Origin of the sequence: Sediminibacter sp. Hel_I_10 (assembly GCF_000688335.1) — a bacterium.
In the GTDB taxonomy this organism is placed as follows: Bacteria; Bacteroidota; Bacteroidia; order Flavobacteriales; family Flavobacteriaceae; genus Psychroserpens.
Map to the genome: position 1 here is coordinate 3,349,932 of NZ_JHZX01000001.1, position 12,223 is coordinate 3,362,154.

The following is a 12,223-nucleotide window of genomic DNA, read 5'->3' on the forward strand; positions in this document are numbered from 1 at the left end:
AAAGAACCCCAATTTGTTTTTATCTACTTTAGAGAAACGTATTATTTTAGATGTCGGCGCCAGTAATTGTAAAAAAAGTCTGTGCAAGCCACCAAAATTTGGTTAAAATCTTCATTTCGGTTACAAGACAACTGAATCTAGTTACATTTTGTTTTTGATAAACGGAGTTCTTTGCACTGAACAAAAACGATTAAAAATGAACTACAAAGTTTTAGGAAATACAGGATTAAAAGTCTCAACACTATGTTTGGGAACCATGAATTATGGCGGAAAAGGATTTTTCAGCTATATGGGCGATTTAGGCCAAGCAGAAGTTGACGAACAAATAAAAACTGTAATGGATGCAGGCGTAAATTTTATCGATACTGCAAACATTTATTCTGAAGGACTTTCAGAACTAATGATTGGAAAAGCAATAAAAAACCTTTCGATAAAAAGAGATGATCTCATTTTGGCAACGAAGGTAAGAGGGAGCATGGGGAAAGGCGAAAACGACAGAGGTTTGTCCAGAAAACATATCATTCAGCAAGTAGATGAAAGTCTAAAAAGATTGAATACCGACTATATAGACCTTTACCAATTGCACACTTCCGACCCATTAACACCAATCGAAGAAACGTTAAGAGCTTTAGACGATTTAGTGCGTAGTGGAAAAGTTCGCTACATTGGTGCAAGTAATTTTATGGCTTGGCATCTTATGAAAGCATTGGGACATTCCACCTATAACAATTTAGAAAAATTTGCTTCCTTGCAAGCGAATTATTCGCTTGATAACAGAGATTTGGAACGAGAAATGGTACCTCTGTTGCAAGATCAAAAAGTAGGATTACTAGTTTGGAGCCCATTAAGTGGCGGACTTTTGACTGGAAAATACAAAAGAGACGGAAACAACGAAAAAGGACGTTTGAACGATTTCCCTTTTGAACCTTTCCATAAAGAAAGAGCATTTGATGTTTTAGATGTTCTTTTTCCAATGGCAGAGCAAAAAGGATGTTCAGTCGCTCAATTGGCTTTAGCTTGGTTATTGCACCAACCAGTTGTTTCGAGTATTATTATTGGCGCAACAAAAATGACACAGCTTCAAGACAACCTCAAAGCGGTTGCTATTGAATTTACCGAAGAAGAATTACAACTATTGGAAGCGGTAAGTGCATTATCCATTGAGTATCCAAAAAATGTTGTAGAAGTAATGACTGCGGACAGAAGTAGCGGACAAGATTTTTTATCGTAACTAATACATATGGAACATACTAACAGACCGAAAATCATAAACTCAATAACCGAATTGCATCGGATTTTAGGATTACCAAAACCGACACATCCTTTGATTACGTTGATTGACCATTCGCAAGAACGAGAACAAATAGATTTAGGGAAACAAAAAATGGTGCTTAACTTTTACAATGTTACGATCAAAAAAAGTTTTCAAGGTCAACTCAAATATGGTAAAAGTCATTACGATTTTGACGAAGGCACCATGTCTTTTCTTTCTCCAAACCAAGTGTTGACAATTGACGAAAAAGGCGAAAGAAATAAAGAGGGCTGGTCGTTAGTGTTCCATCCAGACTTGATTGCAAATTATGCATTATCAAAGGGCATTAAACACTATGGTTTCTTTTCTTATGGCGTAAACGAGGCTTTGCACCTCTCAGGCAAAGAAGAACAGACCATAGAAAATTTAGTCCAAAATATTCAAAACGAATACAATTCAACCATTGACTTGTATAGTCAAGATGTGATGGTTTCAAATCTTGAATTATTGCTCAATTACTGCAACCGGTTTTACAATAGGCAATTTATCACAAGAAAAATGGCGAGTACCGATTTGCTCGCCAATTTTGAAAGTAAGCTATCGAAATATTTCGATGAAAATAATGAATCCAAATTACCCACAGTTAAAAGCATTGCCGAGGAAATGAACGTTTCCGCAAATTATTTAAGTGATATGCTAAGAACAATTACAGGACAAAACACGCAACAGCATATTCATTCTAAACTCATTGAAAAGGCAAAAGAATATTTAACGACAACTTCAAAGTCGATTGGCGAAATTGCCTTTCAACTTGGTTTTGAACATCCGCAATCGTTCAATAGATTATTTAAGAGCAAGACGGATGTGTCGCCTTTAGAATACAGAAATTCATTTAATTGATCTTTATTTTGAAAATCATAACCGCTAAAAATTCATTATAAAAAAATGCTTTAGGTTAAATTTCAAACATAGGCCATCCATTTACTCCCAACTAATTAATACCTTTGCGGCCTATGACGAGAAGTGAACAACAGGAACAGATTGATAAGGGCTTATTACTGCCCTTAATGGAAGAATTCTATACCATTCAAGGCGAAGGATTCCACAAAGGAACAGCGGCTTATTTTATAAGAATTGGCGGTTGTGATGTGGGTTGCCATTGGTGTGACGTTAAAGAAAGTTGGTTGGCAGAATTACATCCTCCAACAGAAACTTCAAAAATTGTAGAAAATGCCGCTAAATATAGCGATACCATTGTAGTGACAGGAGGAGAGCCATTAACTTGGGACATGACTGAGTTGACCAAGCAATTAAAAGAGAAACATTTAAAAGTACATATAGAAACCTCTGGGGCTTATAAATTAACGGGTACTTGGGATTGGATTTGCCTATCTCCTAAAAAAATGAAACTGCCTACAGAAGAGGTGTATGCTAAAGCTCATGAGCTAAAGGTCATCATCTTTAATAATGACGATTTTAGATTTGCCGAAGAGCAAGCCGCAAAAGTAAATGGCGATTGTATTTTATATCTGCAACCAGAGTGGAGCAAACGCGATAAGGTTGTGCCTAAAATTGTGGACTATGTCATGGCGAATCCTAAATGGAAAGTCTCTCTACAAACACACAAGTATTTGAATATTCCTTAATAAGAATTACTCTCTAAAATCATACACGAGTCCCAGGCCATAACTTGGGCCTTGAAAAACATTTCTGCCAGCAAAAATGTGGGAGTAACTTATATAAGTGCCAAAATTACCAAAGATCTTTCGATACAGTGTTGCCCCAATTTTATGATAATCTACTCCTAATTCCCTAAAGTTTTGAGGTCTTGGGGTTCCTCTGTAATCGATGCCGCCAAAAGTGTATTGATGCTCATAGTACACATCATAATACCAACGGTTGGCTGCTTTTCCTATTTTTATGGCAACAGGAATGCTATTGGGAACTTCTTCTAACTTATAAGAAAATCCGGTTTGTGCAGTTACAAACCATTGTGTATGCCACTGATAATGCGCTAAAATTCTTGTGTCTAAAATGGTTGCGCGCTGTCCAATATCGAAAAGACCACCAACATCATAAGGACTTAGAGGAGTAGAAAAGCCTAATCCAAAGCTGAGTTGAAAATTACCTTTTGAGGTGCTTTTATTCAAAAACCGATATTTTGCAAAAAGCGACAGGTCTTGAAAGTTGCTAGAACGTTCATTGTCTATATAGGGTATAGATGTCTGTACATCAATATTATCTGAGATACCATATGATGCAAAAAGCGACAAATATCTCGTACTTCGGCTAAGATCAGAAGGTTCACGACCTATCAAATAATTCCTATTGTCTTCATAACCAAAACCTAAAACGGTGGTAAGATTTCCTTGACCACGGTAAAATCCATCAATTTTTCCTTGAGAAAATCCTTCCGAAGACAGTAAAAACAAAACAAATAGTGCGATATATCTTGATAACATTTCAATAAAGTTTTAAAGTAAATGATCTACTTGATATCTACGGAAATAGGACGACTTCAGTTTTTGTCTCCTTATTTTTAAAAACATTACAGATTGTTATCGGTGATGGTAAGGCTCATTCTTTAGAATGGTGAAACCACGGTACAATTGCTCGATGATAAATAAGCGAATCATTTGGTGTGAAAACGTCATTTTAGAAAGGGAGAGCTTTCCTTTTGCCTTTTGGTAGACGTCAGATGAAAAACCGTAAGGCCCTCCAATAACTAAAACCAACTGTTTGATTCCTGAGTTCATGTGCTTTTGAAGATAGTTTGAAAACATAACAGAATCAAACTGTTTTCCGTTTTCATCTAATAATACTAACACATCTGTAGGTTGCAATTTACTGAGAATGAGCTCACCCTCTTTTTGCTTTTGTTGATCTTCGCTAAGGTTTTTAACTTTTTTGAGATCTGGTATAATTTCAAAATCGAATTTCACATAAAATCCCAAACGTTTCTGGTAGTCGTTTATAAGAGACTGAAGGTCTTTATTATCGGTTTTACCAATGGCCAGAAGTTTAATTGTCATGCCTCAAAGTTATCCTTTTTTAGAATTTGTAAATAGGGATTTGATTTTTTTTATCATGCAATCCGTATTTTTACAAGAATAACAGACATTATGATTTCAGAAGAACAATTCCATAAAGAAATAGAACTTATAATCGCTAATGCCATTAGAGAAGATGTTGGTGATGGTGACCATAGCTCATTGGCGTGCATTCCTAAAGATGCCATGGGCAAAGCAAAATTGTTGGTAAAGGATCAAGGCGTTATCGCTGGTGTGGCATTTGCAAAGCAGGTTTTTAGCCATATCGACAAAGACATGAAGGTTGAAACACGCATAGAAGACGGGGCTCAAGTAAAATATGGCGACATTGTTTTTTATGTGGAAGGGGCATCACAGTCTATTTTAAAAGCAGAGCGTTTAGTGCTTAACGCCATGCAACGTATGAGTGCTATTGCCACTAAAACCAAAACATTTGTAGATCTATTGGAAGGGACAGGTACAAAAATACTTGATACCAGAAAGACCACTCCAGGAATTAGAGCTTTAGAAAAATGGGCAGTTAAGATAGGTGGCGGCGAGAATCACCGCTTTGCCTTGTATGACATGATCATGCTAAAGGACAATCATATTGACTTTGCAGGTGGCATCACTAAAGCCATCCATAAAACCAAAGACTATTTGAAAGCTACCGGACGCGATTTGAAAATTATTGTTGAGGCGAGAAGTCTTGATGAAATCAAGGAAATTTTACAAGCCGAAGGCGTTTACCGCATCTTGATTGATAATTTTAATTATGAGGATACAAGAACCGCTGTTAAGCTTATTGGCGATACCTGTTTAACTGAATCTTCGGGAGGCATCAATGAAAAGACGTTACGATTATATGCAGAATGTGGCGTAGATTATATTTCTTCTGGAGCATTGACACATTCAGTATATAATATGGATTTGAGCTTAAAAGCCGTAGAATAGTCGTTCTATAAGTTTACTTTTAGTCAAAGAGACCATGTCTTTCATTATTTACCCAAATTACTGAACAGAACATATTGAATTCAGAAGAAAACATAGAGGATATTGTTGAGCATAAACTAGAAAGAGCTCCTGTATTTAAACATATCATCAAGCTCTTTAAGTTTATAAAACTACCTGCTCTAGAGGGCTTGACGCTCTATGATTTTATGCGTATTTATATTAGAGGTGTCATTAAAGGGGCTTTAACAGCTAGAGCAAGTGCCATTGCATTTAGCTTTTTTACGGCTATTTTCCCTTTTCTGTTATTTGTTATTATTCTCATTCCTTATATCCCTGTGGAAGGGTTTGAGGCAGAATTCCGTTCCTTTCTCAATTCTATTTTACCGCCACAAACTTCAGACTTTTTTTTCGATAATATTTTTCAGAACATCTACAAAGATGGCACTGCAGGCTTAGTCTCTACAGTATTTGTCTTGTCTTTGCTTTTAATGGCAAATGGCGTGAACTCGCTTTTTTCAGGATTTGAAAGCTCATACCATCAACAGCTTACAAGAAATGTTTTAAAGCAATACCTCTACGCATTAGGAGTGGCGCTAATTTTGGTGGTATTATTAATAGTGACCATTGTGGTACTGGGATATTTTCAAATTTATGTGGTTAAAGAATTGCTTGAAGCTTTTGAAAGGCAGGGCTTTAATACGCAAGATGGATCTGTGATATGGTATGAGCTGGCCAAATATGCCTTTTTTATAACCATGCTCTATTTTGCAACGGCAACCATTTATTATTTTGGGACAAAGGAGGGAAGGCATTCCCGCTTTTTTTCGGCTGGAGCACTATTAACTACCATATTGATCATAGTATTTTCGTATCTTTTCGGGCTATATATTACATATTTCTCAACATATAATGAATTATATGGTTCCATTGGTGCCCTGCTGATCTTGCTGTTTTACCTCTGGTTGAATTCAAATTTACTGTTGCTAGGTTTTGAACTAAATGCGACAATAAGACGTTTAAAAAGAAAAAATGACAATGACTAAAATTGCAATCCTAATACTCGTACAGCTTCTAAGTTTTAATAGTTATGCCCAAGATATCGTTGGAAAATGGAAGACCATTGATGATAATTCTGGAATAGCTAAATCTATTGTTGAGGTTTATGAAAAGGACGGTGAAATTTTTGGTAAGGTGATCGAGATTTTTAATGAAGCCAAACAAGATGTGAGGTGCATTGATTGCGAAGGTGTAGATGAAGACAGGCTGGTGTTGGGCATGGATATCATCAAAAACATGGAATACGAAGATGAGGCTTATCGAAACGGCACCATCACCAATCCCGAAAACGGAAAAATTTACGACTGCCGTTTGAAATTAGAGGACGATAAATTACAAGTAAGAGGCTACGTTGCCTTTTTTTACAGAACACAATATTGGATTAGGGTAGAAGAGTAACATCCTTTAATTTTGCACTCTTAAAACCCCTTTGTCCTGAGTTACTTTATCAACGTCATACTGCCAATCCCTTTAGAAAAGAGTTTTACTTACGCTATAACCATGGCAGAGGCAGAATTTCTTAAGCCAGGGATGCGCGTGTCTGTTCCTTTTGGTAAAAGTAAGATTTACACAGGGCTTGTTGAGACCATTCACAACAACGCACCACAAGTGTACGAAGCCAAGCAAATTCATCAGATTTTAGATGAAGAGCCCTTAGTCACAAAAATTCAACTCAAACATTGGAACTGGATTGCAAACTATTACCTCTGTAGCACAGGTGAGGTTATGCGCGCTGCATTACCAAATGGTTTTATCTTAGAAAGTGAAACTGTAATTACAAAAAATACAGAGGCCCAGATCAACGATTTAGAGCTTGAAGATGATGAGTTCGTGGTTTTTGAGGCACTCCAACATCAATCATCTCTAAAGATTCAGGATTTGATGTCTATTTTGGATAAGAAAAACGTGCTTCCAATTATCAAGAGACTGTTGCAAAAAGAAGTCATCAACGTTCAAGAAGAGATTTACGAAAAATACAAGCCTAAATTAGTGCGCTACGTGAAGTTGTCACCTAGGTTTACTTCGGAAAAAGGATTACACGAGTTATTGGATGACTTAAGTAGAGCGCCAAAACAAAGGGATGTTGTAATGACTATGTTCTCGGTGTCTGCAAGAACAAAAAAACCGATTAAGGTGTCTGATCTGTCTTCAGAAAGTGACGCGTCCTCATCCATTATAAAAACCTTAATTGATAAAGGTGTTTTTGAAGAATACCATATACAAATCGATCGTGTACAATATGATGGCGATGAAAACGAAGCCTCAAAACACTTAAATGAACATCAAGAGAAAGCCCTAGCGGAAATTTCCGAATCTTTTAAAAACGAAAACATCACCTTACTTCATGGGGTCACCTCCTCTGGTAAGACCGAAATCTACGTTAAGCTCATCGAGGCGCAGTTAGCTCAAGGCAAACAAGTGCTTTATCTTTTGCCTGAAATTGCTCTAACAACACAATTAGTAGACCGCTTACAGACCTATTTTGGTCAAAAAGTGGCGGTGTTTCATAGTAAATATTCTTCCAACGAACGGGTTGAGGTTTGGAACAACGTATTGGCCAATGCCGAAAATGCTCAAATTGTTCTTGGCGCAAGATCCAGTGTGTTGTTGCCGTTTCAAAATCTAGGTTTAATCATTGTAGATGAAGAGCATGAGACTTCATATAAACAATTTGATCCAGCACCACGATATCATGCTAGAGATGCAGCTATTGTTCTAGCGGCTCTTTTTAAGGCCAAAACCCTTTTGGGTTCTGCCACACCAAGTTTAGAAAGCTACTTTAATGTACAGCAACAAAAGTACGGTTTGGTAGAATTGAACCATCGTTTCAATGAGGTGTTGATGCCCGACATAGAATTGATTGACATTAAGGATAAGCAAAAGCGCAAACAAATGAAAGGGCATTTTAGCGATAGGCTTATCACAGAAATTGAAGACACTTTGAAAGAGCAGCATCAAGTGATCCTCTTTCAAAATAGACGTGGATTTTCGCCTATTGTAGAATGTAATACCTGCGGGCACTCCCCGCAATGTCCAAACTGTGATGTCAGTTTAACGTTTCACCAGTATAAAAACCAATTGCGTTGTCACTACTGCGGTTATAATACCATCATGCACAAAAGCTGTGAAGCTTGTGGCAGTCCAGAGATTGATTCTAAGGGTTTTGGTACAGAGCAGATCGAGCAAGAGGCTAAGGTACTCTTTCCAGACCATAAGGTGGCCCGAATGGATCTAGATACCACACGAGGAAAATATGGTTATGAAAAAATAATAACCGCCTTAGAGCAGCAAGAAATAGATATTTTAGTAGGAACTCAGATGCTTACCAAGGGGCTAGATTTTAGAAACGTTAAGTTAGTGGGCATTATGAATGCGGATAATATGCTTAATTTTCCAGATTTTAGAGCACATGAGCGCAGTTATCATTTAATGGCCCAAGTTTCTGGTAGGGCAGGTCGTACTAAAGAACGAGGTAAAGTGCTGATTCAAACTTATAATCCATACCATCGTATTTTGCAACAGGTCTCTACCAACGATTTTAAGCAAATGTACGAGGAGCAGATGGAGGATAGGCGTATCTATAAATATCCACCAATATTCCGGATGATCAAAATTACCCTAAAACATAAAGACTATCAAAAGGTCAATGTGGGTGCAGATTGGTATGCAAGATCTTTAAGGACCGTTTTTGGAGAACATGTTTTAGGACCAGAGTTTCCGCCTGTAGCACGCATAAGAAATCAGTACCTCAAGCATATCTTGGTGAAGATCCCGCCAAAACAATCGTTGGGCAAAACTAAAGAGGCCATTTCAAAAATTAATATCAGTTTTCTAAGCGTCAAAGACTTTAGACCAATTCGTATCATCCTTAATGTTGATAATTATTAATGAGATAGAAATTTGGAACAAATTTCGTCATCAAATTAATCCCGCTTTTTTAGCGGGATCATGAATAGGAAATACCGTTTATAAATGTCCTGATTGAATGCTTCTGCAAGTTTTTGCGGAATCATGAATCACCAAGGTTTCCGAAAAATTTAATCAACTCGTTCATATCGTTTTTAGATTGAAAATGCATGGTTGCTGCCATTGTCTTTAGTTGGTGAATCTCGGTCGACTTATAATCTCCTAGCACAGTCTTTAAAAAAAATGACGTCTCCGCTAAGAGACCAATACTAAAAGCATTTACTTGAGGCGTATGCCTAAAAAAGAAAAACCCCGCTGGGGCGGCGGGATTTTTGTCTATATTATAGTAAAGATTTGGTTTGTGGCAGTATCTTAAATGTTATTTAGTGCATCAACCAATTGAGTCTTTTTGTTTCGGCTCAACGGAATTTCGTATGCGCCAACTTCAACATTTTTACTATTGAAGCGATCGACCTTATCTAGGTTGACAATATAGGATTTATGAATTCTTAAAAACTTGCCTTCTGGCAGTTCATGCTCAAACGCTTTCATTGTGGATAACACCACTAAGCTGTTTTCTTCAGTAACTAACTTCACGTAGTCACCAAGAGCCTCAATCCATTTAATGTCCTTAATATAAACTTTACGTTTCTTAAGGTTACTTTTTACAAAGATGTGTTCGCCATCTGTTTCATTGAAATCTAATTTCAATTTATGCTGCTCAACAGCCTTTTCTACAGATTGGTTAAAACGTTCTCTGGTGATGGGTTTGTGAAGGTAATCCGTTGCATCATAATTAAAAGCTTTAAATGCATACTCGGTTTTACCGGTAACAAAAATAATTTGGGGTTTGTTGTTTAGTACGTCTAGCAATTCAAAGCCATTAAGAACAGGCATTTCAATATCTAAGAAGATCAAATCAACTTTATGGGTGTTTAGCCCATTTTTGGTTTCTAACGCGCTACTGTATTCTGCAATGAGGTTAAGTGAGGAATGGTTCTCAATTAACTTTACAATGGACAAGCGCTGAATTGCAGAATCATCAACTACTACACAGTTTAAAGTCATAACATTATTAATTTTAGGTTAAGATATCGACAATGTTACAAAAATTTCGGACAAAAACCAAAAAACATCGGTAAAGTGTGTTTTTTAACATTTCTAATGGGTTAGATATAGCTCTTAAATTTAGCGTTGAAAAAGGTTGTCAAATATAGAATAATTAGTTATTTTTGCACGCATTTTTAATTGTAAAATAAGTTTATATGAATCATTATGAAACTGTTTTCATCTTAAATCCCGTTTTATCTGATGACCAGATAAAGGAAACAGTAAAGAAATATGAAGATTTTCTTGTTTCTAGAGGAGCTAAGATGGTAGCCAAAGAAGATTGGGGGCTGAAAAAATTGGCGTACCCAATCCAAAACAAAAAAAGTGGATTTTACCACTTATTTGAGTACACTGTAGATGGAGAAGCCATTGGCCCACTAGAGTTGGAATTTAGACGTGATGAGCGCTTTATGCGTTACTTAACGGTAAGTTTAGACAAGCACGCTATTGCTTGGGCTGAAAAAAGAAGAATCAGAGATAAACAAAAAGCGTAACTATGTCTTCAATTGAACAACAAGCAAAAGGAAAGAAAGACGGAGAGATCAGATATCTTACACCGTTAAATATAGACACGACCAAAGCTAAGAAATACTGTCGTTTTAAAAAATCTGGTATTAAGTACGTAGATTATAAAGACGCAGATTGGCTTATGGGCTTTGTTAATGAACAAGGTAAAATTTTACCAAGACGTTTAACAGGAACATCTTTGAAATTTCAAAGAAAAGTATCTGTTGCCGTTAAACGCGCTCGTCATTTGGCTTTAATGCCTTATGTTGGGGATTTATTAAAATAAAACACCAATAACTATGGAACTTATATTAAAACAAGACGTTGATAATTTAGGATTTAAAGACGATATTGTAACAGTAAAGAACGGTTATGGTAGAAATTTTTTAATTCCTCAAGGTCAAGCTGTAATGGCGACTTCTTCTGCTAAAAAAGTATTAGAAGAAACCTTAAGACAAAGAGCTTACAAAGAGAAAACAATTATCGCTGAGGCTGAAAAAACAGCAGAAGCGCTTAAGACTCTAGATATTAAATTAACTGCTAAGGCTGGTACAGGAGCAACTGCTGGTGATAAATTATTTGGTTCTATTACCAATATGGATTTAGCTAGCGCGCTTAAGAATGAAGGTCATGATATCGATAAGAAATTTATCGCTGTTACTGGTGGTAACATTAAGCGTCTAGGACAGTATGATGCTGTAATTAGATTGCACCGTTCTGTAACTGTTGATTTAACTTTTGAAGTTATCGCAGAAGCATAATTTATAAGCACAACATTTTAAAAGCCTCAATCCTTTAGGAATGGGGCTTTTTTCATAACCACAATGTTCACGAATCTTTATTCTGGTTCAAGCTAGAATGGATTCACGAGTACAACATACAAAATTATCCGCGTTCATGAAATATTCTAGACTCACCAAAGAGCAGTTTGAAGAGCTCAAACAAGAGTTCATAAATTTCTTAGCAACTCAATCCATTACAGCAGAAGAGTGGGAAGACATCAAAACCAATACACCTGAAACGGCAGAGCAGGAGCTAGACGTGTTTAGCGACTTGATTTGGGAGGGGGTCTTGTCTAAAGTAAAATATTTAGAGCACATTTCTCCACAGCAAATGCATTTGTTTCATTGCGCTAAAAAGGAAATGAGGTTGATTGCACTTAAAATTAAGAAAGAGGATATCGATATTACCACAACCGAAGGTTACGATTGGTTCAGGCAAAACCTATTGTCTGATGATGTCGAGTTTTTTACGGCTAAAAAAGAATATTCTGAAGATAAAGGAGTAGATAAGTTCAAACTCATTCAAGAGGGCGCTAACATTACAAAAGGAGAATTGTACAACTACTTTGAGAAATTAGTAAGCAAATAGTCTCTAATGCAATGGCAAAGCCTAGCGGTCTTTAATT

At 36.6% G+C, this 12,223-nt stretch carries 14 protein-coding genes; 11 read left to right on the forward strand and 3 right to left on the reverse strand.

The window, feature by feature from the left end:
* Positions 1 to 196: 196 nt before the first annotated feature.
* From P176_RS0115055 to P176_RS0115065, 3 genes are all read left to right on the forward strand, one after another.
* On the forward strand, positions 197 to 1,231 hold the full coding sequence (locus P176_RS0115055; protein ID WP_026755486.1) for an aldo/keto reductase: 1,035 nt from the start codon (positions 197 to 199) through the stop codon (positions 1,229 to 1,231).
* A gap of 9 nt (positions 1,232 to 1,240) precedes the next feature.
* Complete coding sequence (locus P176_RS0115060) at positions 1,241 to 2,152, forward strand: AraC family transcriptional regulator (protein WP_026755487.1); 912 nt, start codon at positions 1,241 to 1,243, stop codon at positions 2,150 to 2,152.
* Between the two features lie 113 nt (positions 2,153 to 2,265).
* Entirely contained in the window at positions 2,266 to 2,898 is a 633-nt protein-coding gene (locus tag P176_RS0115065) for a 7-carboxy-7-deazaguanine synthase QueE (protein WP_026755488.1), read from the forward strand.
* Between the two features lie 6 nt (positions 2,899 to 2,904).
* Here the strand turns inward: P176_RS0115065 and P176_RS0115070 are convergent, their stop codons facing one another.
* Positions 2,905 to 3,714 carry a transporter gene (locus P176_RS0115070; RefSeq protein WP_026755489.1) on the reverse strand — a complete coding sequence of 270 codons (810 nt, stop codon included), beginning with the start codon at positions 3,712 to 3,714 and terminating at the stop codon, positions 2,905 to 2,907.
* Between the two features lie 96 nt (positions 3,715 to 3,810).
* Positions 3,811 to 4,284, reverse strand: a complete 474-nt coding sequence (gene rlmH / locus P176_RS0115075; protein WP_026755490.1) for a 23S rRNA (pseudouridine(1915)-N(3))-methyltransferase RlmH — start codon at positions 4,282 to 4,284, stop codon at positions 3,811 to 3,813.
* Positions 4,285 to 4,374: 90 nt separating this feature from the next.
* On the opposite strand from rlmH, the gene nadC reads away from it, so the two are divergent.
* From nadC to priA, 4 genes are all read left to right on the forward strand, one after another.
* The gene (gene nadC, locus P176_RS0115085; RefSeq protein ID WP_026755491.1) at positions 4,375 to 5,235 is read left to right on the forward strand and encodes a carboxylating nicotinate-nucleotide diphosphorylase; all 861 of its coding nucleotides are present in this window, start codon (positions 4,375 to 4,377) and stop codon (positions 5,233 to 5,235) included.
* Between the two features lie 74 nt (positions 5,236 to 5,309).
* Entirely contained in the window at positions 5,310 to 6,278 is a 969-nt protein-coding gene (locus P176_RS0115090; RefSeq protein WP_369793775.1) for a YihY/virulence factor BrkB family protein, read from the forward strand.
* A complete protein-coding gene (locus P176_RS0115095; protein ID WP_026755493.1) occupies positions 6,271 to 6,690 on the forward strand; it encodes a DUF2147 domain-containing protein in 420 nt (139 codons plus the stop codon). The genes P176_RS0115090 and P176_RS0115095 overlap by 8 nt, the downstream gene beginning before the upstream one ends.
* A 36-nt stretch (positions 6,691 to 6,726) precedes the next feature.
* Complete coding sequence (gene priA, locus P176_RS0115100) at positions 6,727 to 9,180, forward strand: primosomal protein N' (protein ID WP_026755494.1); 2,454 nt, start codon at positions 6,727 to 6,729, stop codon at positions 9,178 to 9,180.
* Positions 9,181 to 9,570: 390 nt separating this feature from the next.
* On the opposite strand, the gene P176_RS0115105 is transcribed toward priA, so the two are convergent.
* Positions 9,571 to 10,266, reverse strand: coding sequence for a LytTR family DNA-binding domain-containing protein (locus P176_RS0115105; RefSeq protein ID WP_026755495.1), 696 nt, complete (start codon positions 10,264 to 10,266; stop codon positions 9,571 to 9,573).
* Positions 10,267 to 10,463: 197 nt separating this feature from the next.
* Here P176_RS0115105 and rpsF point away from each other — a divergent pair, with 197 nt between their 5' ends.
* The 4 genes from rpsF to P176_RS0115125 all read left to right on the forward strand — a co-directional run bounded on the left by rpsF (position 10,464) and on the right by P176_RS0115125 (position 12,186).
* Entirely contained in the window at positions 10,464 to 10,802 is a 339-nt protein-coding gene (gene rpsF, locus P176_RS0115110; protein WP_026755496.1) for a 30S ribosomal protein S6, read from the forward strand.
* A gap of 2 nt (positions 10,803 to 10,804) precedes the next feature.
* Positions 10,805 to 11,101: a 30S ribosomal protein S18 gene (gene rpsR, locus P176_RS0115115; RefSeq protein ID WP_026755497.1), complete on the forward strand. Its 297-nt coding sequence runs from the start codon at positions 10,805 to 10,807 to the stop codon at positions 11,099 to 11,101.
* Positions 11,102 to 11,114: 13 nt separating this feature from the next.
* Positions 11,115 to 11,576, forward strand: a complete 462-nt coding sequence (gene rplI, locus P176_RS0115120; protein ID WP_026755498.1) for a 50S ribosomal protein L9 — start codon at positions 11,115 to 11,117, stop codon at positions 11,574 to 11,576.
* A 136-nt stretch (positions 11,577 to 11,712) separates the two neighbouring features.
* Positions 11,713 to 12,186, forward strand: coding sequence for a DUF6495 family protein (locus tag P176_RS0115125; RefSeq protein WP_026755499.1), 474 nt, complete (start codon positions 11,713 to 11,715; stop codon positions 12,184 to 12,186).
* Positions 12,187 to 12,223: the final 37 nt, after the last annotated feature.

Excerpts from the sequence above, each read along its gene's own strand:
- P176_RS0115055 (WP_026755486.1), top strand. The coding sequence starts at position 197 with ATGAACTACAAAGTTTTAGGAAATACAGGATTAAAAGTCTCAACACTA.
- P176_RS0115060 (WP_026755487.1), top strand. The coding sequence starts at position 1,241 with ATGGAACATACTAACAGACCGAAAATCATAAACTCAATAACCGAATTG.
- P176_RS0115065 (WP_026755488.1), top strand. The coding sequence starts at position 2,266 with ATGACGAGAAGTGAACAACAGGAACAGATTGATAAGGGCTTATTACTG.
- P176_RS0115070 (WP_026755489.1), bottom strand. The coding sequence starts at position 3,714 with ATGTTATCAAGATATATCGCACTATTTGTTTTGTTTTTACTGTCTTCG.
- rlmH (WP_026755490.1), bottom strand. The coding sequence starts at position 4,284 with ATGACAATTAAACTTCTGGCCATTGGTAAAACCGATAATAAAGACCTT.
- nadC (WP_026755491.1), top strand. The coding sequence starts at position 4,375 with ATGATTTCAGAAGAACAATTCCATAAAGAAATAGAACTTATAATCGCT.
- P176_RS0115095 (WP_026755493.1), top strand. The coding sequence starts at position 6,271 with ATGACTAAAATTGCAATCCTAATACTCGTACAGCTTCTAAGTTTTAAT.
- P176_RS0115105 (WP_026755495.1), bottom strand. The coding sequence starts at position 10,266 with ATGACTTTAAACTGTGTAGTAGTTGATGATTCTGCAATTCAGCGCTTG.
- rpsF (WP_026755496.1), top strand. The coding sequence starts at position 10,464 with ATGAATCATTATGAAACTGTTTTCATCTTAAATCCCGTTTTATCTGAT.
- rpsR (WP_026755497.1), top strand. The coding sequence starts at position 10,805 with ATGTCTTCAATTGAACAACAAGCAAAAGGAAAGAAAGACGGAGAGATC.
- rplI (WP_026755498.1), top strand. The coding sequence starts at position 11,115 with ATGGAACTTATATTAAAACAAGACGTTGATAATTTAGGATTTAAAGAC.
- P176_RS0115125 (WP_026755499.1), top strand. The coding sequence starts at position 11,713 with ATGAAATATTCTAGACTCACCAAAGAGCAGTTTGAAGAGCTCAAACAA.